19 protein-coding genes and 2 riboswitches are annotated in these 21,058 nt (G+C 71.4%); of the genes, 11 read left to right on the top strand and 8 right to left on the bottom strand.

All coding sequences use genetic code 11. From position 1 onward, the window contains the following. Nucleotides 1-106 precede the first annotated feature (106 nt). The gene (locus tag ABT014_RS03325; protein ID WP_350636510.1) at nucleotides 107-1,081 is read left to right on the top strand and encodes a carbohydrate kinase family protein; all 975 of its coding nucleotides are present in this window, start codon (nucleotides 107-109) and stop codon (nucleotides 1,079-1,081) included. Here ABT014_RS03325 and ABT014_RS03320 read toward each other — a convergent pair. Then, nucleotides 1,074-2,501, bottom strand: a complete 1,428-nt coding sequence (locus ABT014_RS03320; RefSeq protein WP_350636508.1) for a cysteine desulfurase/sulfurtransferase TusA family protein — start codon at nucleotides 2,499-2,501, stop codon at nucleotides 1,074-1,076. The genes ABT014_RS03325 and ABT014_RS03320 overlap by 8 nt on opposite strands. Nucleotides 2,502-2,886: 385 nt before the next feature. Between ABT014_RS03320 and ctaC the strand changes: the two genes are divergently transcribed. The 4 genes from ctaC (at nucleotide 2,887) to ABT014_RS03300 (ending at nucleotide 7,468) form a co-directional block, all read left to right on the top strand. Then, nucleotides 2,887-3,741, top strand: coding sequence for an aa3-type cytochrome oxidase subunit II (gene ctaC, locus ABT014_RS03315; protein ID WP_350636506.1), 855 nt, complete (start codon nucleotides 2,887-2,889; stop codon nucleotides 3,739-3,741). Continuing rightward, entirely contained in the window at nucleotides 3,738-5,516 is a 1,779-nt protein-coding gene (ctaD, locus tag ABT014_RS03310) for an aa3-type cytochrome oxidase subunit I (RefSeq protein WP_502894827.1), read from the top strand. The genes ctaC and ctaD overlap by 4 nt, the downstream gene beginning before the upstream one ends. Continuing rightward, on the top strand, nucleotides 5,516-5,914 hold the full coding sequence (locus ABT014_RS03305) for a cytochrome c oxidase subunit 4 (RefSeq protein ID WP_350636504.1): 399 nt from the start codon (nucleotides 5,516-5,518) through the stop codon (nucleotides 5,912-5,914). The genes ctaD and ABT014_RS03305 overlap by 1 nt, the downstream gene beginning before the upstream one ends. Nucleotides 5,915-6,199: 285 nt before the next feature. After that, a complete protein-coding gene (locus ABT014_RS03300) occupies nucleotides 6,200-7,468 on the top strand; it encodes a L,D-transpeptidase (protein WP_350636502.1) in 1,269 nt (422 codons plus the stop codon). A gap of 28 nt (nucleotides 7,469-7,496) precedes the next feature. On the opposite strand, the gene ABT014_RS03295 is transcribed toward ABT014_RS03300, so the two are convergent. From ABT014_RS03295 to ctaE, 5 genes are all read right to left on the bottom strand, one after another. Beyond that, nucleotides 7,497-7,904: a GntR family transcriptional regulator gene (locus tag ABT014_RS03295; RefSeq protein WP_350636500.1), complete on the bottom strand. Its 408-nt coding sequence runs from the start codon at nucleotides 7,902-7,904 to the stop codon at nucleotides 7,497-7,499. A 92-nt stretch (nucleotides 7,905-7,996) separates the two neighbouring features. Continuing rightward, nucleotides 7,997-9,658 carry a cytochrome bc1 complex cytochrome b subunit gene (gene qcrB, locus ABT014_RS03290; protein ID WP_350636498.1) on the bottom strand — a complete coding sequence of 554 codons (1,662 nt, stop codon included), beginning with the start codon at nucleotides 9,656-9,658 and terminating at the stop codon, nucleotides 7,997-7,999. Beyond that, a complete protein-coding gene (gene qcrA / locus ABT014_RS03285; RefSeq protein WP_350636496.1) occupies nucleotides 9,655-10,725 on the bottom strand; it encodes a cytochrome bc1 complex Rieske iron-sulfur subunit in 1,071 nt (356 codons plus the stop codon). Before qcrA ends, qcrB begins: the two co-directional genes overlap by 4 nt. Further along, on the bottom strand, nucleotides 10,722-11,531 hold the full coding sequence (gene qcrC / locus ABT014_RS03280; RefSeq protein WP_350636494.1) for a cytochrome bc1 complex diheme cytochrome c subunit: 810 nt from the start codon (nucleotides 11,529-11,531) through the stop codon (nucleotides 10,722-10,724). The genes qcrA and qcrC overlap by 4 nt, the downstream gene beginning before the upstream one ends. A 156-nt stretch (nucleotides 11,532-11,687) precedes the next feature. Continuing rightward, nucleotides 11,688-12,308, bottom strand: a complete 621-nt coding sequence (gene ctaE, locus ABT014_RS03275; protein ID WP_350636492.1) for an aa3-type cytochrome oxidase subunit III — start codon at nucleotides 12,306-12,308, stop codon at nucleotides 11,688-11,690. A gap of 436 nt (nucleotides 12,309-12,744) precedes the next feature. Here ctaE and ABT014_RS03270 point away from each other — a divergent pair, with 436 nt between their 5' ends. The 3 genes from ABT014_RS03270 to ABT014_RS03260 all read left to right on the top strand — a co-directional run bounded on the left by ABT014_RS03270 (nucleotide 12,745) and on the right by ABT014_RS03260 (nucleotide 16,096). Continuing rightward, nucleotides 12,745-13,170 carry a hypothetical protein gene (locus tag ABT014_RS03270; protein ID WP_350636490.1) on the top strand — a complete coding sequence of 142 codons (426 nt, stop codon included), beginning with the start codon at nucleotides 12,745-12,747 and terminating at the stop codon, nucleotides 13,168-13,170. 162 nt (nucleotides 13,171-13,332) lie between these two features. After that, nucleotides 13,333-14,409, top strand: a complete 1,077-nt coding sequence (gene trpD / locus ABT014_RS03265) for an anthranilate phosphoribosyltransferase (protein WP_350636488.1) — start codon at nucleotides 13,333-13,335, stop codon at nucleotides 14,407-14,409. A gap of 130 nt (nucleotides 14,410-14,539) precedes the next feature. Beyond that, a riboswitch (SAM riboswitch) is annotated at nucleotides 14,540-14,657 on the top strand. A 47-nt stretch (nucleotides 14,658-14,704) separates the two neighbouring features. Next, nucleotides 14,705-16,096 carry an aminotransferase class V-fold PLP-dependent enzyme gene (locus tag ABT014_RS03260; protein ID WP_350636486.1) on the top strand — a complete coding sequence of 464 codons (1,392 nt, stop codon included), beginning with the start codon at nucleotides 14,705-14,707 and terminating at the stop codon, nucleotides 16,094-16,096. Between the two features lie 60 nt (nucleotides 16,097-16,156). Here ABT014_RS03260 and ABT014_RS03255 read toward each other — a convergent pair whose 3' ends face one another. Next, the gene (locus ABT014_RS03255; protein ID WP_350636484.1) at nucleotides 16,157-16,435 is read right to left on the bottom strand and encodes an Lrp/AsnC family transcriptional regulator; all 279 of its coding nucleotides are present in this window, start codon (nucleotides 16,433-16,435) and stop codon (nucleotides 16,157-16,159) included. A 42-nt stretch (nucleotides 16,436-16,477) separates the two neighbouring features. Continuing rightward, nucleotides 16,478-17,260 (bottom strand): rhomboid family intramembrane serine protease, encoded by a 783-nt coding sequence (locus ABT014_RS03250; RefSeq protein WP_350636482.1) that lies wholly within the window; start codon nucleotides 17,258-17,260, stop codon nucleotides 16,478-16,480. 148 nt (nucleotides 17,261-17,408) lie between these two features. On the opposite strand from ABT014_RS03250, the gene ABT014_RS03245 reads away from it, so the two are divergent. From ABT014_RS03245 to ABT014_RS03235, 3 genes are all read left to right on the top strand, one after another. Next, nucleotides 17,409-17,672: a hypothetical protein gene (locus ABT014_RS03245; protein ID WP_350636480.1), complete on the top strand. Its 264-nt coding sequence runs from the start codon at nucleotides 17,409-17,411 to the stop codon at nucleotides 17,670-17,672. Nucleotides 17,673-17,879: 207 nt separating this feature from the next. Beyond that, nucleotides 17,880-19,259: an NYN domain-containing protein gene (locus ABT014_RS03240; RefSeq protein WP_502894841.1), complete on the top strand. Its 1,380-nt coding sequence runs from the start codon at nucleotides 17,880-17,882 to the stop codon at nucleotides 19,257-19,259. A 189-nt stretch (nucleotides 19,260-19,448) separates the two neighbouring features. Next, on the top strand, nucleotides 19,449-20,477 hold the full coding sequence (locus tag ABT014_RS03235; RefSeq protein WP_350636478.1) for a C40 family peptidase: 1,029 nt from the start codon (nucleotides 19,449-19,451) through the stop codon (nucleotides 20,475-20,477). Nucleotides 20,478-20,867: 390 nt separating this feature from the next. After that, nucleotides 20,868-21,051: riboswitch (cyclic di-AMP (ydaO/yuaA leader) on the top strand. Nucleotides 21,052-21,058 lie beyond the last annotated feature (7 nt).

The raw sequence follows: 21,058 nt of genomic DNA, 5'->3' as shown, positions 1-21,058 counted from the left end.
GGGGTAGCACTCGGACGACGGACGGTCGGCCCGGCGCACGGACCCCTGTACCGTAGGTGAGTTACCGTTCACCGCTTCCGGCCCCCTTCCGCCCGAGGAGACCACCGTGCGTATCGCCGTCGCCGGCTCGATCGCCACCGACCACCTGACGACCTTCCCCGGTCGCTTCGCCGATCAGCTGGTCGCGGAGCAGCTGCACACCGTCTCGCTCTCCTTCCTGGTCGACACGCTCGACATCCGGCGCGGCGGCGTCGGCCCCAACATCGCCTTCGGCATGGGCAGCCTGGGCCTGCGCCCGATCCTGGTCGGCGCGGCCGGTGCGGACTTCGACGAGTACCGCAGCTGGCTGGAGCGCAACGGCGTGGACACCCAGTCGGTGCACATCTCGGAGACCCGGCACACCGCCCGCTTCATGTGCACCACCGACCAGGACCACAACCAGATCGCGTCCTTCTACACCGGCGCGATGGCCGAGGCCCGCAACATCGAGCTCAAGCCGATCGCCGACCGGGTCGGCGGCCTCGACCTGGTGCTGATCGGCGCGGACGACCCGCAGGGCATGGTCCGCCACACCCAGGAGTGCCGCACCCGCGGGTACGCCTTCGCCGCCGACCCCTCCCAGCAGCTGGCCCGCCTGGAGGGCGACGACATCCGCGAGATCGTGGACGGCGCCGCGTACCTGTTCACCAACGAGTACGAGGCCGCGCTGATCGAGACCAAGACCGGCTGGAGCGCGGAGGAGATCCTCACCCGGGTCGGCACCCGGGTCACCACCCTGGGCGCCAAGGGCGTCCGGATCCAGCGCAAGGGCGAGCCGGACATCACCGTCGGCTGCCCCGCCGAGGACCGCAAGGCCGACCCGACCGGTGTCGGCGACGGCTTCCGGGCCGGCTTCCTGGCGGGCCTGTCCTGGGACCTCGACCTGGAGCGCTCGGCCCAGCTCGGCTGCATGCTCGCCACCCTGGTGATCGAGACCGTCGGCACCCAGGAGTACCAGCTGCGCCGGAGCTCCTTCCTCAAGCGCTTCGAGGCCGCCTACGGCGCCGAGGCCGCCGCCGAGGTCCGGGCCAAGCTCAGCTGACCCGGCGCACCAGGTAGGCCTGGCCCCGGTCGCCGCCGTACCCGGCGGCCGGGGCCTCGCCGAGGTACTCCTGCCCGCGCATCGCGCACCACGCCGGGATGTCCAGCCGCGCGGCCTCGTCGTCGGCCAGCACCGCCGCGGTGCCACCGACCGGCAGCTCGCCGAAGCGCTTGGCCAGCTCGATCACCGGCAGCGGGCACCGCTTGCCGAGCGCGTCCACCACCAGCGGGTCCGCCGCCGGTTCCGGCACCGGGGACGCCGAAGCCGGGGCCGGCGCCGTCGCGGCCACCGGCTCCAGCCCGAGCGGCGCCCGGACGCCCGCGACCAGGTCCGGCAGCACGGCGAGGAACCGCTCCACGTCCGCCTCGGCCACCCCGTACGGGAGCGAGACCCGCACGTTGCCCTCGGTCAGCACCCCCATCGCCGCCAGCACATGGCTCGGGGTCAGGGTCGAGGAGGTGCACGAGGAGCCCGAGGAGACCGCGAACCCGGCCCGGTCGAGCTCGCTCAGCAGTACCTCGCCGTCCACGTACAGGCAGGAGAAGGTGACCAGGTGCGGGAGCCGGCGCACCGGATCGCCGACCACCTCCACCTCCGGCACCAGCTGCGGCACCCGGGTCCTGATCCGCTCGACCAGCGCGTGCAGCCGGTCGTTCTCCCGTTCGGCCTCGGCCCGGACCGCGCGCAGCGAGGCCGCCGCGGCCACGATCGCCGGCACGTTGACGAACCCCGGCACCCGGCCGCCCTCGCGCTCGTCGGCCGGCAGCGGCGAGGCGTACCGCACCCCCTTGCGGACGGCCAGCACCCCGACGCCGGCCGGGCCGCCCCACTTGTGCGCGGAGGCCGTGAGCAGCGACCACCCGGCGGGCACCGGCTGCCGGCCCGCGCTCTGCGCCGCGTCCACCAGCAGCGGGACCTGGCGCTCCGCGCAGAGCGCCGCGACCTCGGCCACCGGCTGCACGGTGCCGACCTCGTGGTTGGCGCTCTGCAGCACCGCCAGCGCCGTCCCCTCCCGCAGGCGCGCGGCGTAGCCGGCGGGGTCGACGCGGCCGTGGCGGTCGACCGGCACCGCGTCCACCTCGCCGCCCTGCGCCTCGTGCTGCTCGGCGACGTGCAGCACCGAGGAGTGCTCGACCGCCGAGTGGAGCAGGTGCGCGCCCCGGCGGCGGTTGCTGCGCAGCGCGCCGAGCACGCCCAGCTGCACCGCCTGGGTCCCGCTCGCGGTGAACGCGATCTCGTCGGCCCGGGCGCCGAGCACCTCGGCGACCGTCCCGCGGGCCGCGTCCAGCAGCATCCGGGCCTGCCGGCCGGAGCGGTACAGCCGGGCCGGGTCGGCCCAGCCCTCCTCCAGCGCGGCGGTCAGCGCCTGGCGGGCGACGGGGTGCAGCGGGGCGGTGGAGGCGACATCGAAGTACGACACGACTCCCACGCTATCCCGCCCGCCGGGCGGTGCCGGGCGGCGCTGACAGCGGCTCAGTCGGGCTCGGTCCGGTGGTCGGGATGCACCTGCTTTCGGCTGGTTCGTCCCGGCCCGACGGGCCGTCACCCGCGTGTCGCAGTGCCGTCGCCCGATCGGGCGTGCGACCCTCGGACGCCTGCGATGACCTGCGGGTCAGCCCTGCCCGGGTCTGATCGGGTAGCCGGGCGGCGCGTTACCGGGGGCTGCTCGTGAGTGGCGCATAAGGATGCAGTAGCGTTTGGCCCGCATAAGCATTCAAACCGTGCCCGTGGCCGGGCCGCCGGGGGAGCAGAGGCTCCCCGTCCAGGGTGGCGCGATCGCGGGCGAGACTTCGGGAAGGCGCTACGTGAGTCCCAACGGCTCCGACCGCTCGCCGCGGCGCACGATGCGGCGGAAGCTGCCTCAGGCGCTGGCACTGGGCCTCGTCATCGCGTCCGCCACCGGCTGCTCGGCCAACGACCTGCCCAGGCTTGGCCTCCCCTCCCCGGTCACAGAGGAAGGGCCCCTGGTCCTCCATATGTGGCAGGGGTCGTGGATCGCGGCGTTGGCTGTCGGCGCACTGATGTGGGGTCTGATCCTCTGGAGCGTGATCTTCCACCGGCGCAGCCGCACCAAGGTGGAGATCCCCGCTCAGACCCGGTACAACGTGCCCATCGAGGCGCTGTACACAGCGGTCCCCCTTGTCATCGTCTCGGTGCTCTTCTACTTCGTCGCCCGCGACGAGGCGACGCTGACCTCCACCTCCGCCAAGCCCCAGCACACGGTCAACGTGGTGGGCTTCCAGTGGAGCTGGGCGTTCAACTACGAGAACACCGAGAAGCCGGACCCGGCGAGCACCACCGCCGCGTACGACATCGGCACGCCGCAGGAGCCGCCGACGCTGTGGCTCCCGGTCAACGAGTCGGTGAAGTTCGTCCTCACCTCGCGGGACGTCATCCACGACTTCTGGCCGATCAACTTCCTGATGAAGCAGGACGTCGTGCCGGGCGTGGTGAACGCCTTCGAGGTCACCCCGACCGCCGAGGGCACCTACCGCGGCAAGTGCGCGGAGCTGTGCGGCGTCGACCACTCGCGGATGCTCTTCGACGTGAAGGTCGTCTCGCACGACGAGTACGAGCAGCACCTCAAGGAGCTGCGGGCCAAGGGCCAGAGCGGCGCGGTGCCTTCGGGCATCACGACCACGGGAAGTGAATCAGAGTGACCATCCTCAACGAGCCCGCCGCGGCCGGCGGGGGCGCCGGGGCCGTCACGGCCGGCGGTGCCACGCGCACCCGCAAGCCGGGTTCCACCATCATCAAGTGGCTCACCACCACCGACCACAAGACGATCGGCACGATGTACCTCGGTACGTCGTTCGCGTTCTTCCTGATCGGTGGCATCCTCGCCCTGGTCATGCGCGCCGAGCTCGCCCGTCCCGGGACGCAGATCCTGTCGAACGAGCAGTTCAACCAGGCGTTCACCATGCACGGCACGATCATGCTGCTGATGTTCGCCACCCCGCTCTTCGCGGGCTTCGCGAACTGGATCATGCCGCTCCAGATCGGCGCTCCCGACGTCGCGTTCCCGCGGCTGAACATGTTCGCCTACTGGCTCTACCTGTTCGGCTCGCTCATCGCGGTCGCCGGCTTCATCACCCCGCAGGGCGCCGCCGACTTCGGCTGGTTCGCCTACTCGCCGCTCTCCGACGCCGTCCGGTCCCCGGGCATCGGCGCGGACATGTGGATCATGGGTCTGGCCTTCTCCGGCTTCGGCACCATCCTCGGTGCGGTCAACTTCATCACCACCATCATCTGCATGCGCGCGCCCGGCATGACGATGTTCCGGATGTCGATCTTCGTCTGGAACGTCCTGCTGACCGCCGTGCTGGTCCTGCTGGCCTTCCCGGTCCTGGCCGCCGCGCTCTTCGCGCTGGAGGCGGATCGGAAGTTCGGAGCACATGTCTTCGATCCGGCCAACGGTGGTGCGATGCTCTGGCAGCACCTGTTCTGGTTCTTCGGTCACCCCGAGGTGTACATCATCGCGCTGCCGTTCTTCGGCATCGTGTCGGAGATCATCCCGGTCTTCAGCCGCAAGCCGATGTTCGGCTACTCCGGCCTGATCGCGGCCACCATCGCGATCGCCGGTCTGTCCGTGACGGTGTGGGCGCACCACATGTACGTCACCGGCCAGGTGCTGCTGCCGTTCTTCTCCTTCATGACCTTCCTGATCGCGGTCCCGACCGGTGTGAAGTTCTTCAACTGGGTCGGCACCATGTGGAAGGGCAGCCTGAGCTTCGAGACCCCGATGCTCTGGACGGTCGGCTTCCTGGTCACCTTCCTCTTCGGTGGTCTGACCGGCGTGCTGCTGGCCTCCCCGCCGATCGACTTCCACGTCTCGGACTCGTACTTCGTCGTCGCCCACTTCCACTACGTGGTCTTCGGCACCGTCGTGTTCGCGATGTTCGCCGGCTTCCACTTCTGGTGGCCGAAGATGACCGGCAAGATGCTGGACGAGACGCTCGGCAAGATCTGCTTCTGGACGCTGTTCATCGGCTTCCACGCGACCTTCCTGGTGCAGCACTGGCTCGGCGCGGAGGGCATGCCCCGCCGCTACGCCGACTACCTGGCCTCGGACGGCTTCACCACGTTGAACACGGTCTCCACCATCGGCTCCTTCCTGCTCGGCCTGTCGATCCTGCCGTTCCTGTACAACGTCTGGAAGACCGCCAAGTACGGGGAGAAGGTCGAGGTCGACGACCCGTGGGGCTACGGCCGCTCGCTGGAGTGGGCGACCTCCTGCCCGCCGCCGCGGCACAACTTCCTCACCCTGCCGCGGATCCGCTCCGAATCGCCGGCCTTCGACCTCCACTACCCGGAGATCGCCGCGCTGGACTACCTGGAGAACCACGGCGAGCACGCCAAGCACTTCGCCGGTGTGACCCCCGCGCAGTACGACCGCCCCCCGCTGGGCAAGGGCAAGAAGGAGGGTGACGCCTGATGAAGGAGCAGGGCAAGATCTTCATCGGCTTCGCCGTCTTCATCCTGGCGATGGCCATCACGTACGGCCTGTGGTCCAAGGAGCCGGCCGGTACCACCGCGCTGTTCCTGGCCTTCTCGCTGTGCGCCTTCATCGGCTACTACCTGGCCTTCACGGCCAAGCGGGTGGACGCCGGCCCGGGTGACAACCCCGAGGCCGAGGTCGCCGACGACGCGGGCGAGGTCGGCTTCTTCGCCCCGCACAGCTGGCAGCCGCTCTCGCTGGCCGTCGGTGGCGCGCTCGCCTTCCTGGGCGTCATCTTCGGCTGGTGGCTGCTGTACTGGTCGATCCCGATCATCGTGGTCGGCCTGTACGGCTGGGTCTTCGAGTTCTACCGCGGCGAGAACCAGAACCAGTAGGTTCCGCTCCCGCCGCACGCACCGGGCCGGGCATCCCTTCGGGGGTGTCCGGCCCGGTGCTTCGTGCTGTCCGGCCACCGCCCCGGGCCGCGGGAGGCGGCCGCGCGCCACGCCGGGGACGCCACGCCGCGCAGTCGGGGGTCCGTCGTTCGGCCGCTCAAGCCACGACCCAAGCGCCCCAAGGGGCCCATCACCCGGGTGGGGCAACCGGCGCGGCGCCGGGGTGCCGTCCGTCCGGGTGCTTCCTACGCTCCGAGTAATCGTCTCAAGAGCTCGGAGGAAACGATGGGCCGCAGTCGGAGACACACGAACGGGCGGACCACCGCCGCCGCGATACTGCTGCTGGTGCCGATCGCGGCCTGTTCATCATCGGGCGGGGCCAAGGACGACCTCACCTACGCGACGGTGGACGCCGGGCCCCTGGTGCACGCCGCGGCCGACACCGACGTCGACCCGTCGAAGCCGTACACCGTCACCGCCTCGGCGGGCAGCCGGCTGACCGACGTGACCGTCACCGGTCCGGACGGCAAGCAGGTGGCCGGCCAGCTCGCCGGTGACCAGGCCAGCTGGCGGACCACCGGACGGCTGCGGGCCGGCACCCACTACACCGTCCAGGTGGCCGCGGACAACGGCAAGGGCGGCCGGGGCCTGACCACCACCGCCTTCACCACCGTCGCCGCGCAGAACCTGCTCACCGCCGAGCTGGGGCCGGACTCCTCCGGCAGCGGCCTGTACGGGGTCGGCCAGCCGCTCACGGTCAAGCTCTCCGCCCCGGTCAAGGACCCGGCGGGCCGCCAGGAGGTCGAGCGCAGCCTGACCGTGCGCTCCGAGCCGGCCGCGGTCGGCGCCTGGTACTGGGTGGACGACCAGAACCTGCACTTCCGCCCGCAGACGTACTGGCCGGCCAACGCCAAGGTGCAGCTGCTCTTCGACGCGGCCGGCGCCCGGATCGCCGACGGCCTGTACGGCGGCGACCCCAAGAGCCTCAGCCTGCGCACCGGCGACAAGGTCGAGGCGCTGGTGGACGCCGGCACCCACGAGATGACCTTCAAGCGCAACGGCGAGCTGGTGAAGACCCTGCCGGTGACCACCGGCAAGCCCGGATTCGACACCCGCAACGGCATCAAGGTGGTGCTCGGCCAGGAGTCCCAGGTGCGGATGAGCGGCGAGAGCATAGGCATAGCCGCCGGCAGCGCGGACTCCTACGACCTGGAGGTCATGTGGGCCACCCGGGTGACCTGGAGCGGTGAGTACGTGCACGCCGCGCCCTGGTCGGTCGGCTCCCAGGGCGTCGCCAACGTCAGCCACGGCTGCACCGGCATGAGCACCGAGAACGCCCACTGGTTCTTCGAGAACACCCGGGTGGGCGACATCGTCCAGGTGGTCAACAGCCTGGGCGACAGCATGGAGCCGTTCGGCAACGGCTTCGGGGACTGGAACGTCTCCTGGGAGGACTGGGTCAAGCACAGCGCCCTCGGCAAGCCGGTCTCCACCTCCGGCACCGTCGACGGCGGCCCCGGCCAGGCCTGGGGCGGGCTGCTGCCGCAGGTCTGAGCCGTTCCCGACGGTCCGCAGGGGCCGGCTACAGGGCGCGTTCGCCGTACGCCACGGCGAGCGCGCCCGCCGCTGCCGCCAGCGCCTCCTCGCGGGTGACCCCGAGCCGGACCGCCTGCCGGGCGTACTCGGCGGCCGCCGCGGCCGTCAGCCGGTGCGCGGTGTCGCCGACCGCGGCGATCAGGGTGCCGCGCCGGCCGTGGGTCTCCACCACCCCGTCCGCCTCCAGCTCCCGGTAGGCCCGGGCCACGGTGTTGGCGGCCAGGCCGAGTTCCTCGGCGAGCGCCCGCACGGTGGGCAGCTTCAGGCCGACCGGCAGCTCGCCGCCGCGCGCCAGCTCGGCGATCCGGGCGCGCACCTGCTCGTACGGGGGGACGGGGGAGTCGTGGTCGACGGACAGCTGCACGGGGGCTCCTGACGGTGGGCCGGGCACCATCGTGCCCGGCGGGCGGGGGACGACGAGGGCCCCCGCGCTGCTGCGCGGGGGCCCTCGTGCTGTGGCGGATCAGCTGGGTCGGTCAGACCCGGTCAGTGGTGGCCGTGGCCGCTCTCGATCTCGCGGAACTCCTCGACGGTCGGCTTGGCGATCTGGCCGCCCTCGCCGTAGTAGCCCTCGGAGAGCTTGGCGCGGGTCTTGGCCACGAGGCCGGCCTTGCGGGCGACCCCGTTCTCGTCCGTCTGGGCGGGGAGCTCGATCGGCCGGGGCTGCTCGTGCGCCGTGAGGGTGTGCAGGTCCTTGGCCGCGAGCGGCGCGTGGACCTCGACGAACTCACCGTGCGGCAGGCGCTTGATGATGCCGCTCTCGCGGCCGTGCAGCACCTTCTCCTTGTCGCGGCGCTGGAGGCCGAGGCACCAGCGCTTGGTGACGAAGAAGACGATCACCGGCACCACGAAGAAGCCGACCCGGACGAAGTACGTGATCGAGTTCAGCGACAGGTGGAAGTGGGTGGCGAACAGGTCGTTGCCACCGCCGACCAGCAGCACCAGGTACAGGCTGATCCAGGCCGCGCCGAGACCGGTGCGGACCGGGGCGTTGCGCGGGCGGTCCAGGATGTGGTGCTCGCGCTTGTCGCCGGTGATCCAGCCCTCGATGAAGGGGTAGACCGCGATCGCGACCAGGACCATCGGGAAGATCGCCAGCGGGATCATCACGCCCAGGTTGAGGGTGTGACCGCCCCAGACCGAGATCTCCCAGCCCGGCATGACGCGGATCAGGCCCTCGGAGAAGCCCATGTACCAGTCGGGCTGGGCGTCGGTCGACACCTGGTCCGGACGGTACGGGCCGTACGCCCAGATCGGGTTGATCGTGGCGATCGCCGAGATGGCCGCGATGATGCCGAAGACCAGGAAGAAGAAGCCACCGGCCTTGGCCATGTAGACCGGCATCAGCGGCATGCCGACGACGTTCTTCTCGGTCTTGCCAGGGCCCGCCCACTGGGTGTGCTTGTGGTAGAAGACCAGGATCAGGTGCGCCACCAGCAGGCCCAGCATGATGCCCGGGATGAGCAGCACGTGGATGGTGAAGAACCGCGGCACGATGTCGGTGCCGGGGAACTGCCCGCCGAACAGGAACATCTGGATGTAGGTGCCCACCAGCGGCACCGCCAGGATCGCGCCTTCCATGAACCGGATACCGGTGCCCGACAGCAGGTCGTCGGGGAGCGAGTAGCCGAAGAAGCCGTCGAACATGCCGAGCACGAGTAGCAGGAAGCCGAAGACCCAGTTGATCTCACGGGGCTTGCGGAACGCGCCGGTGAAGAAGACGCGCATCATGTGCACGAGCATCGCCGCCACGAAGACCAGCGCGGCCCAGTGGTGGATCTGGCGGATCAGCAGACCGCCGCGGATCTCGAAGCTGATGTTCATGGTCGAGGCGTAGGCCTCGGACATCCGGATGCCGTCGAGCGGGGCGTACGGGCCGTGGTAGACGACCTCGGCCATGCTCGGCTTGAAGAACAGCGTCAGGTACACACCCGTGAGGATGATGATGACGAAGCTGTAGAGGCAGATCTCGCCGAGCATGAAGGACCAGTGGTCCGGGAAGATCTTGCGCAGGTTGGACTTGGCCAGGGTGTAGATGCCCAGTCGGCCGTCCGCCCAGTCCGCGACCGACTCCGCCTTGTTGGCGGGCTTGGCGCGGGTGCTGGCCGGCTTGGAGGCGCTGGAGGTCGCGCCGCTCGTCGTGCTCATCGCTTGCGCTCCCAGAAGCTCGGACCGACGGGCTCGTCGAAGTCGCCGGTGGCGACCAGGAAGCCGCGCTCGTCAGTGGTGATCTTCAGCTGCGGAAGCGGGTGACCGGCCGGGCCGAAGATGACGCGGGCGCCGTCCGCCAGGTCGAAGGTCGACTGGTGGCAGGGGCAGAGCGCGTGGTGGGTCTGCTGCTCGTACAGGCTGATCGGGCAGCCGACGTGGGTGCAGATCTTCGAGTAGGCCAGGATGCCCTCGAAGCCCAGGTCGCGGGAGGTGGTGTCCTTGATGTCCTCCGGAGCGATCCGGACCAGCATCAGGGCGTCCTTGGCGATCTGGACCTGGAAGTCCTCCGCGTCCTCCTCCAGGCCCTCGGGCTTGGCGAAGGTGAGCGAGCCGACGATGATGTCCTCGGCCTTCATCGGCTCGTTGGTGTTCATGTTGATCAGCTGCAGCGGCTTCTGGGGGGTCGCGACCTCCCAGCCGGTGTGGTTCAGCTTCTGCTCCGGCAGCGGGCCGAGGTCGCGCAGCAGCACGACGCCGGACAGCGGCACCAGGGCCATCGAACCGATCAGGGTGTTGCGGATCATCTTGCGGCGGCCGAAGCCGGACTCGCCGGCGCCGGTCTTGAACTGCTCGATGACGTCCGCGCGCAGCTCGTCGTCGGCCTCGATCGGGTGCCGCTCGGCCGGGATCTCGTGGTCCGACATCAGCGTGCGGGCCCAGTGGACCGCGCCGGCGCCGATGCAGAAGAGCGCCACACCGAGGGTCAGGCCGAGCGCGAAGTTGAGCGCGCTGACCTTGCCGATCGGGAAGACGTAGACGATCTTGTCGATCGGGAAGATCACGTACGAGGCGATGAAGCCCACGGTCGCCAGCATCGAGACCACGAACATCAGCGACACCTGGCGCTCGGCCCGCTGGGCGGCCCGCTCGTCGATGTCGGTGCGGCGCGGCTGGTGGACCGGCAGGCCCGGGTCGGCGAACGGGTCGTCGTGGACGGCGACCGCGTGGCCGTGGGAGTCGCCGTGCGACTCCGGCAGGTTCTCTTCAGAGATGTCGTGGCTCATGACTTCTTGGCCTTGGTGGTGTGGGCGGCGACCCAGATCGCGACCGCAATGAGGACGCCGAGACCGAAGATCCAACCGAACAGGCCCTCGGTCACCGGACCGAGGCTGCCCAGCGTGAGACCACCGGGGTTGGGCTCCTCGTTGGTGGTGTGGCGGACGAAGGCCACGATCTGCTTCTTCTGCTCCTCCGGCATGGTGGTGTCGGGGAACGACGGCATGTTCTGCGGGCCGGTCTGCATGGCCTCGTAGATGTGCTTCGAGTCGACACCCTCCAGCGACGGCGCGTACTTGCCCTTGGTGAGCGCACCGCCCTGGCCGGCGAAGTTGTGGCACTGGGCGCAGTTGGTGCGGAACAGCTCGCCGCCCTTGGCCACGGCGTTCGGGTCCGTCGCGGTGTACTGCTCCGCGGTCGGGGTCACCGGGCCGGGGCCGAGCGAGGCCACGAAGGCCGCCATCTTGTCGATGTCGTCCTGCGAGTAGATGTTCTTCTTCGCCGGCACCTGGGCGCCGGGCTGCTGCGCGGGCATGCGGCCGGTGCCGACCTGGAAGTCGACCGCGGCGGAACCGACGCCGACCAGGCTCGGACCGTCGGAGCTGCCCTGGCCGTTCAGCCCGTGGCAGGAGGAGCAGCCCACGGCGAAGAGCTTGCGGCCCTCGTCGATCTGCAGGGACTGCGCGGCGGTGTCGGCCTGGGCCTTCTCGGCCGGCGCGAAAGCGGCGTACAGCCCCCCGGTGGCCGCCAGGGCGAGAAGTAGGACGACCAGCGCCGCCAGTGGGTGGCGCCGTCGTGCGGAGAGCTTTTTCACGGAATAACCCCGGTGTCAGGATCTGGTCGGCTGGTGGCTGCGTCCGGGTGCCTCGGCTGCTCAGGCCGGGCAAGGGGACGCGAGGTCGGGTCGGTGGGGCGCCTGCCCGGGGGCAGGCACGGTCTCCGGCCGGCGGCCAGCGACCTGATCAGCTGGTTACTTGATCAGGTAGATGGTCGCGAACAGGCCGATCCACACGACGTCGACGAAGTGCCAGTAGTACGACACCACGATCGCGGCGGTGGCCTGCTCGTGCGTGAACCGCTTGGCTGCGTACGTCCGTCCCAGGACCAGCAGGAAGGCGATCAGACCACCCGTCACGTGCAGACCGTGGAAGCCGGTGGTCAGGTAGAACACCGTGCCGTACGGGTCGGAGGAGAGCGAGAGCCCGTCCGTCTTCACCAGCTCGGTGTACTCGAAGATCTGACCACCGATGAAGATCGCGCCCATCACGAAGGTGATGGTGAACCACGAGCGGAGCTTCTTCACGTCACCGCGCTCGGCGGCGAAGACGCCGAGCTGGCAGGTGAGCGAGGAGAGCACCAGGATCGTGGTGTTCACCGAGGAGAACGGGACGTTGAGGGCGCTCGCCTTCTCGGTCCAGAACTCCGAGCCCTTGACCGAGCGGAGCGTGAAGTACATCGCGAACAGGGCCGCGAAGAACATCAGCTCGGAGCTCAGCCAGACAATGGTTCCGACGCTGACCAGGTTCGGCCTGTTGACCGCTCCGTGCGCGTGTCCGGTTTCTGTTGCTGTTGCTGTCGCCACGACGGACATTATGTCGGTCCCTTATTCCGTCTTCACGTCGGGGGGTCTCCCTCGGAGTGTCCGGTGCGTGCGGTATGCCCCGTTGGACGCGCGGCGGCGGCCGCCGGGTGCCGCTCGCTGGGCATTGTCCGATTTCTGACGGTTGTTCGGTGGGCCCCTGGCGGGCCCGGCCACTCGTCTGCTCCGTGTGTCCCCCGGGGCCCCGGGGTGGCAGGGGTGTAAAGGCGGAGCCGTCCGGGTGGTCCGCGGCGCACAGGGTGACGGCGGTACACCCGTAGGAGTGAGCGGTGCGCGCGGCGGCTTGAGCGAGATCGCGTCAGGGGCTCACCACGGGGGGTGGGCGGGAGTAGCATCCGGAGGTGAACGTGGTCCGGATCACACCGGCCGCGCGGAGCCGACACGCACGACACCTATTAATGGGGACGAGCACCCGGGAGCAGGGCCCATGGCGCACAGGACCGACGAGACGCTCACCGTTCTCGTCTACAGCGACGACCGCAACACCCGCGAGCAGGTCACCCTGGCGCTCGGGCGCCGCCCCGCCACCGACCTTCCCGAGGTCACGTACCTGGAGTGCGCGACCACCCCGGCCGTGCTGCGGGCGCTGGAGAAGGGCGGGATCGACCTCTGCGTGCTCGACGGCGAGGCGGTGCCGGCCGGCGGGCTGGGCCTCGCCCGCCAGCTGAAGGACGAGATCTACGGCTGCCCGCCGCTGCTGGTGGTGATCGGCCGCCCGCAGGACGCCTGGCTGGCCGCCTGGAGCCGGGCCGACGCCGCGGTCTCGCACCCGGTCGACCCGGTGGCGCTGGCCGGTGCCGCCGCCACCCTGCTGCGGGACCGGATCTCCCGGCGGACCCCGGCGCACCGCTGACCGGACCGCTCTCACCGCTCGTCCGCCGGTCGTCCGGCGGTCGTCCGGTCGGTCGTCTCACCAGGAGAGAAGCCGTCCCGGGATTTCGGCGCGGGCCCCGCGCCGGTCGCTAGGCTGGCTCCGACCCGACGGCGATGTACCGATTGAGAGCTGGAGTCAGCCATGGTGAACGTGCACCCTGCGAACGGCGGCGACGACCCCGCGCAGGTGGTCCGCACCTGGCCGGACGTCCTGACGATGCTGTTGAAGGGGGAGGACCTCGCCCAGGCCGACGCGGCCTGGGCGATGGACCGGATCATGACCGGCGAGGCCACCCCGGTCCAGGTGGCCGGCTTCATGGTGGCGCTGCGGGCCAAGGGCGAGACGGTCGAGGAGGTCTCCGGCCTGGTCGACGCGATGTACGCGCACGCCGAGCCGCTGTACATCCCGGGCCCGGCGGTGGACATCGTCGGCACCGGCGGCGACCGGGCCAAGACGGTCAACATCTCGACCATGTCGGCGATCGTGGCGGCGGCGGCCGGCGCCAAGGTGGTCAAGCACGGCAACCGGGCCGCCTCCTCGGCCAGCGGCTCCTCCGACGTGCTGGAGAAGCTCGGCATCCGGCTCGACCTGAGCGCCCGGCGGGTCGCCGAGGTCGCCGAGGAGACCGGCCTGACCTTCTGCTTCGCGGCCAAGTTCCACCCCGCGATGCGGCACGCCGCGCAGGCCCGCCGCGACCTGGGCGTGCCCACCGCCTTCAACATCCTCGGCCCGCTCACCAACCCGGCCAAGGTGACCGCGCACGCCATCGGCTGCTTCGACACCCGGCTGGCCGGCCTGATCGCCGGCGTGCTGGCCCGGCGCGGCTCCACCGCGCTGGTCTTCCGCGGTGACGACGGGCTGGACGAGCTCACCATCTCCACCACCTCGCGGATCTGGCTGGTGCGCGACGGCCGGGTGGAGGAGAGCAGCTTCGACCCGCGCGAGGTGGGCATCGAGCTGGTCGGCATCGAGGCGCTGCGCGGCGCCGACGCCGAGTACAACGCGAGCGTGGTGCGGCGGCTGGTGGCCGGCGAGCGCGGCCCGGTGCGGGACGCCGTCCTGCTGAACGCGGCGGCCGCGCTGGTGGCGCTGGACCTGACCGACGCGCCCCTGGCCGAGCAGCTGGCGGCCGGGATGGCGCGGACCGCCGCCGCGATCGACTCGGGCGAGGCCGAGGCGACCCTGAAGGACTGGGTGGCGGCCACCGCCCGCGACTGAGCGGAGCCGACCGGACGAGCGCCGGAGCCGACCGGGGCCCGCCGTGCCGAAAGCGCGGCGGGCCCCGGTGCGTCCGGATGCCGGAACGGTGTTTGACCACCCTCCGGATGCTGTCCTAGAGTCCACGACAGGTCATGAGTGACAGCGACAAGCCCCAGCTTGCTGTCCGGCAACCCTCCGTCCGTGGCGGGGTGCCCTGGGTGAGGACCGGGCCACTCGGCGATCCGTCCGCGTGGCAAGCGCGGACCTCCGGCATCGCACTCCCGGGGTCCTTTCCCCAGGAGGAGTGCATCCCATGTCCCTTGCCACCATCACCCTGCCCGCCGCCCCCGAGGGCGAGCCGGCCTCCTGTGCCCCGCTGGCCGTGCTCGGCCACGACGTCCAGGTGCCGCTGGTCGGCGGCGAGAAGGTCACCTACGCCGCGCTCGACTACGCGGCCAGCGCCCCCGCGCTCCAGCGGGTGTGGGACGACGTCGCCGCCTACGCCCCCTACTACGGCAGCGTGCACCGCGGCGCCGGCTACCTCTCCCAGCTCTCCACCGACCTGTTCGAGCAGAGCCGGCAGGCCGTCGCCGACTTCCTCGACCTGCGCGAGGGCGACCAGGTGGTCTTCACCCGCGCCACCACCGACTCGCTCAACCTGCTGGCCGCGGCGGTGCCCGCCGGCACCCGGGTGTTCGCCTTCGAGACCGAGCACCACGCCTCGCTGCTGCCCTGGCGCCGGGACGGCCTGACCGTCAGCTACCTGCGCGCCCCGCGCTCGCACGCCGAGGCGGTCGCCGCGCTGGAGGCGGCGCTCACCCAGCACCCCGAGGGCCCGCGGCTGTTCTGCGTCACCGGCGCCTCCAACGTCACCGGCGAGCTGTGGCCGGTCGCCGAGCTGACCGAGGTCGCCCACCGCCACGGCGCCCGGGTGGTGCTGGACGCGGCGCAGCTGGCCCCGCACCACCGGGTCTCGGTCCGCGAGCTGGGCGTGGACTGGATCGCCTTCTCCGGGCACAAGCTGTACGCGCCGTTCGGCGCCGGGGTGCTGGCCGGGCGCAGCGACTGGCTGGACGCGGCCGAGCCGTACCTGGCCGGCGGCGGCGCCAGCCGGACGGTGGCCCGGGAGGTGGACGGCTCGGTGGCCGTCGAGTGGCACACGGGCCCGTCCCGGCACGAGGCCGGCTCGCCCAACGTGATCGGCGCCTATGCGATCGCCTCGGCCTGCCGGGCGCTCACCGAGGCCGGCTTCGACGCGCTCCAGGCCAGGGAGCAGGAGCTGATCGAGCGGCTGCAGACCGGGCTGGCCGCGATCCCGGAGGTCAAGGTGCTCAGCCTGTTCGGCACCGACGCGGCCCGGGTCGGGGTGCTCTCCTTCGTGGTGCGGGGCTGGAACAGCTCGCACTTCTCGGCCGCGCTGTCCGCCGAGTACGGCATCGGGGTGCGCGACGGCCTGTTCTGCGCGCATCCGCTGGTGCGGACCCTGCTCGGCGGCGAGGAGGCGGCGCCCTCCGAGTGCGGGGCGCCGGAGGCCTCGCTGCCCGGCGAGCGCAGCCTGAACGCGATCCGGGTCAGCTTCGGTGCCGGCACCCCGGACGAGCACCTGGACCGCTTCCTGGGCGCGGTCCGCGAGCTGGTCGCCGACGGCGCCCGCTGGAGCTACCGCAACGAGGGCGGGCGCTGCGTGGCCGACACCCGCCGCTGAACGCCCGCTCCGGGCCGGTCACTCCGGGCCGGTCACTCCGGGCCGGTCACTCCGGGCCGGTCACTCCAGACCGAGCGCGAAGGCGGCCTCCAGGTCGTGCTGCGAGTAGGTGCGGAAGGCGATGTGGGTCTCGGTGTGCTCCACCCCGGGCACCTTGTTGACCTGGCCGGGGATCACCTCGGCCAGGTCGTCGTGCTGCCGCACCCGGACCATCGCCACCAGGTCGTAGCTGCCGGTGACCGAGTAGACCTCGCTGACGCCCTCGATCGAAGCGATCGCCTCGGCGATCTCGGGGATCCGGTCGACGCTGGTCTTGATGAGGACGATGGCGGTGATCACGCTGGACTCCTGTGTGAGGGGACGGGCCCAGCGTATCGGCCGTCAGGTGGCGCGTCTCCTGGCCCGCGCGCAGCCGGCCCAGGCGGCCGACCAGCCCACCGCGAAGCCGATCACGTGGACCAGGTAGGCCACCCCCGAGCCGCCCGAGCTGACCGACCACCCCTGCAGGGCGAACCACAGCCCGAGCACCAGCCAGGCCGGGAAGCGCAGCGGCAGGAAGAGCAGGACCGGCACCAGGGTTGTCACCCGGGCCCGCGGGAACAGCCGCAGGTAGGCGCCGAGCACGCCGGCGATCGCGCCCGAGGCACCGACCAGCGCGCGCACCGAGTCCGCCGAGTGTGCCTCGGCCAGCGCGTAGCCGTAGGTCGCCAGGTAGCCGATCCCCAGGTACAGCAGCAGGAACCTGACCCGGCCCAGGCGCTCCTCCACCCCGGGGCCGAAGACGAACAGGAAGAGCATGTTGCCGAGCAGGTGCAGCCATCCCGCGTGCACGAACAACGAGGTCAGCACCGACAGCGCCGGGCTCTTGCCCGGGGTGGCGTGCAGCGTGCAGCCGTCCGCCGCGGTGGGCAGGGCGGCCAGCTGGTCCGCCGTCAGCGGATGCCGGCTCAGCAGTTCGGCCGGAACGGCCCCCCAGCGCTGCTCGTAGCGCTGCTCGGCGCAGGCCCGGGCGGCGCCGGTGCCGTACACCGGGTTGAGACCGAAGCTCGGGCCGCAGAGCAGGACCAGGGCGCTCAGCGCGATCAGCGCGTAGGTGACCTGCGGCGCCCGGAGCCGGCCTACGGCCTGCGGACGGACGGTCCGGTCGAGGAGGGGGAGCGCCATCCTCCGAGCATTGCCCGGCCGGGGACGGGGGGCACCGCGGGACTACTGCGCGCGGGTGAGGGCGCCGGTGGTGGACCGGTGCCGGGGCGCGGGGGCGCAGGCAATAGGCTGGAGGGCCCGGAACCGGGACGATCCGAGAGGACCTCCGATGACCATCGCCGCCCCCACTGCCGAGACCCGCTGGCGCTGCACGCTGTGCGGGAACCTCACCCGCTTCGACGTGACGCGCAGTGCCCGGGTGGTCGAGTACCTGCACTTCGACCTGGCCGGCGAGTCGAAGGTCGAGGAGACCGAGGTGCTCAGCGAGACCATCGAGTCGGTGCGCTGCCGCTGGTGCAACGCGGTCGACCAGGTCGAGCTGGTGGCGCGTCCCGGCGCCGACGAGGCCGCGGACGAAGCACCCGGGGCCTGACCGGCCCGGCGCCCGGACGGCCCGCCCCGATGTGTGGCGTGCTGTCGGTGGGGCACGGTAGACGGGACAATTGCAGAGAGCGGTGAGTTCCAGGGCAGCGGCACAGGGCCGTGCGGACCCCGCCGGACCAGGATCGGAGCCGAGCACGTGGTGGACGCAGCGAGGGGGCCCGCCGAGCCGCAGGGGCAGCAGCCCGCCGCGGACCCGGTGCTCCCCGGCCCGGACGACGCCGCGGCGACGGTCGAGCCCGACCCCGGGGCGGAGGACCCGGGCGCGCCCGAGCAGCTGGACCGGCCGCTGCCCGAGGGCGTCCGCCGCCGGGTGGTCGGGCTGGCCGCCGACGCGCTCGGCGGGATCCCCGCCGCCGACCTGCCCGCCTCGCTGCGCCAGTACGCCAAGTTCACGCCGGCCCGGCGGGCCAAGTACGCCGGGACGGCGCTGGCCGCCGCGCTGGAGGCGGACCCGGCGTTCCGGCTGCGGATAGCCGACCGCCTGCGGCTGGGCCAGCCGGACCTGGTGAAGTCCCTCGAGTCGGGCACCGTGCCCGGTGCGGCCGACCCGATGGACGTGGCCGCCGGTGCGTACCTGCTGCGCACGGCCGGCTGGACCAGGGTCGTGGTGGAGGCCGGCGAGGAGGTCGAGCGGGCCGGCGCGGAGGGCGCCGCCGCGGAGGCCGCCCGGCTGGTCGAGAAGTTGCAGGAGGAACTGGCCGAGGCCCGCGCAGGGGCGCGGGCCGACCTGGAGCGCCAGCGGGCCGAGGCGGAGGGCGTCCGCAAGGAGGCGGAGGCCCTGCGCAAGCGGGTCCGCACGCTGGAGAGCGACACCCGGCGGGCGCAGGCCGAGAGCCGAAAGCTGCTGAGCGAGCTGGAGGCGCTGCGCACCGCGGGCGCGACCGAGCGCAGCACCGCCGACAGCGAGGTGCGCCGGCTCAAGCACCGGATCACCGAGCTGGAGACGGCCGTGGAGACCGGCCGGCGCTCCGCCCGCGAGGGCCGCACGGTGGAGGACATGCGGCTGCGGCTGCTGCTGGACACCGTGCTGCACTCGGCCCAGGGGCTCCAGCGGGAGCTGGCGCTGCCGGTGGTCCAGCTGCGTCCGGCGGATCTGGTGGACGCGGTGGAGCCGGTCTCCGCCTCGCCCAACGACGTGGCCCGTCGCGGGCTGGCCGAGGACGATCCGGCGCTGCTGGACCAGCTGCTGGCGATCCCGCAGGTGCACCTGGTGGTGGACGGCTACAACGTGACCAAGTCCGGGTACCCGGCGCTGCCGCTGGAGCAGCAGCGGATGCGGCTGCTCGGCGGGCTGGCGATGCTGGCGCAGCGCACCCAGGCCGAGGTGACCTGCGTGTTCGACGGGCAGGACCTGGACGTGCCGGTGATGATGGCGCCGCCGCGCGGGGTACGGGTGCGGTTCAGCCGGACCGGGGAGACCGCGGACGAGCTGATCCGCCGTCTGGTGCGGGCCGAGCCGCAGGGGCGTCCGGTGGTGGTGGTGTCCACCGACAAGGAGGTGGCGGACGGCGTGCGCAAGGCCGGCGCGCGCCCGGTGGCCTCGATCCTGCTGCTGAATCGGTTGGCCCGGGCCTGAATCGGTGAGCCGTCGTCAGCCCCTGGTTGACGGGATGTGTCGGCGGCGTGAAGTCCCGTGGCGGGTAGGAAGTTCGTTCCGGTAGGGGAGTGGCGCCGGAGCATGATCTTCACTAGGGTCTGGCGTCAAACCTATATTCCGGACTTTCGCTCGTTCGGGTGAGTCCAGCAGGAAGAAGGAGCTACCCCCTTGGCCTCCCACCGCCGTCCTAAGCAGCCGAGCCGTGCGCGGGTGACCGTGCTGACCGCTGCCGCAGCGACCGCGGTCGCCCTGTCCGCCCAGGTGAGCGCGCACGCCGCGCCCGCCAAGCCGAACAAGGACGAGGTCAAGGCGCAGGTCGACAAGCTGCTGGACGAGCAGGAGCAGGCCGCCGAGCGCTACAACGGCGCCAAGGAGCGGGCCGACCAGCTGCGCAAGCAGGCCGACCAGCTCCAGGACCAGGTCGCCCGCGGCCAGGGCCAGATGACCGAGCTGGCCTCCGGGCTGGCCGCGGTGGCCGGGCAGGAGTACCGCTCCGGCGGCATCGACCCGTCGATGCAGCTGATGCTCTCCACCAACCCGGACGGCTACCTGGCGCAGGCCTCCAGCTTCGAGCAGGCGGCCAGCACCCAGGCGGACACCCTGAAGTCGCTGAAGGACCAGCAGCGCCGGCTGGACCAGCAGAAGCAGGAGGCGGCGACCGTCCTCGCCGAGCTGGACCGCAGCACCCAGGCGCTGAACGACGCGAAGAACGACGTCCAGGCCAAGCTCAAGGAGGCGCAGCAGCTGCTGAGCCAGCTGAGCGCCGCCGACCGGGCCGCGGTGATGGGCGACAAGGCATCCCGCAGCGACTCCCGCTACGACCTGGCGAACCTGCCGGCCCCCAGCGGCTACGCCGCGGCGGCGGTCGCGGCCGCGATGAGCAAGCGCGGTTCGGCGTACGTCTGGGGCGCCACCGGCCCGAGCACCTTCGACTGCTCCGGCCTGATGGTCTGGGCGTACGCCAAGGCCGGTGTCTCGCTGCCGCGCACCTCGCAGTCGCAGGCCAGCGTGGGTACCAACGTCGGCACCAACATCGCCAACGCCCAGCCCGGCGACCTGGTGATCTACCACAGCGACGCGCACCACGTCGGGATGTACATCGGCAACGGCCTGGTGGTGCACGCCCCGCACACCGGTGACGTGGTGAAGGTGATGGCGGCCGACGCCATGCCGATCAAGACCATCCGCCGGGTCTGAGCCACCTCGGCCGCGCCGGCGGCGGGCCCCTGACGGCCCGTCCCATATCGGACATTTGCCCGTACTTCCGGCGAACTGACGGCCCATGACACGCCCGGGCGGGTCGAGATCTCCTTGTGATCTCCGACACGTTCGGGTGTTTCGCATTCCGGCCGTTTCCGGGATATCCATCATCCCTGCGTAGGGAAGCTGTCACTGTCGGTCGCAATCGCAATCGAACAGGGCAAGGATTTCGACTTTTTTCCGACAAGGATTTGAACGGATCACGGATGGGTTACTAGGGTCATCCCACGGACCGCCGCCCAGTCGCTCACCCAACCAGGGTGACAACGGTGGTCGCCGCCGAGTCCGAGACGCAGCTGGGCAGCCCGACTGCCCAGGGGGAAGCCCCCGTTGGGGGTGCTGTCGATCGGAGCCGGGGAACCACGTTCCTCGGGGTGAATCGGCGCCAGGCCGCCGCTCCGGCGGTGCGCGGAGGACCGCGCACCTGACGGGTGGTCGGTGAGGCGTCGTAGGGCATCTCTTCCGGCCCGAACCCGTCAGCTCACCCGGTAGGCGGTGTGAGGAAGAAGGAGTCCGCC

Origin of the sequence: Kitasatospora sp. NPDC094015, assembly GCF_040304075.1 — a bacterium.
Lineage (GTDB): Bacteria > Actinomycetota > Actinomycetes > Streptomycetales > Streptomycetaceae > Kitasatospora.
This window is presented reverse-complemented; position numbering and strand designations above follow the sequence as displayed.